This is a genomic window from Vibrio sp. 1401, from assembly GCF_033340295.1.
On sequence record NZ_JAWOWF010000766.1, the window covers coordinates 1 to 539 of the forward strand.

The following is a 539-nucleotide window of genomic DNA, read 5'->3' on the forward strand; positions in this document are numbered from 1 at the left end:
AAAAGGCACCCGAGGGTGCCTTTTTGCTGAGACCATATTTAAAAACGTAAAGCAAAAGCTTACAGCTTAAAGAAGCTCAACTGTTCTTTTTGCTTTTCAGCCAGTAGTGATAGCTCGCTACTTGCGCTTGCGCTTTGGCTGATGCCCGCTACATTTTGGTTCACAAGTTCAGACATGTTAACCACGTTGCGGTTGATGTCTTGAGTGACTTGAGATTGCTCTTCCGCAGCTGTCGCTACTTGCGTGTTTGAATCGTTGATGTTCGCAACAGATTCTGTAATACCGATCAACGCATCGTTCGCTTGCTGAGTCAGCTCGTTGTTACGAGTTAACATTTCCAGGCTAACTTGCATGCTGTCGTTAGCAAGGCCTGATTGCGCTTGTAGCTCTTCAATGATTGTTGAGATTTCTTGCGTTGAATCTTGAGTACGTGCCGCTAGCATACGAACTTCATCCGCTACTACCGCAAAACCACGACCAGATTCACCAGCACGTGCAGCTTCAATCGCTGCGTTCAACGCCAACAAGTTCGTTTGTTC

General features: G+C 46.4%; 1 protein-coding gene. It reads right to left on the reverse strand.

Translation table 11 applies throughout. The annotated features are described in order from the left end of the window. Positions 1-59: 59 nt before the first annotated feature. Positions 60-539 (reverse strand): methyl-accepting chemotaxis protein (locus tag R7Z77_RS28050; RefSeq protein WP_318137395.1); only part of this gene is annotated, 480 nt, incomplete at its 5' end.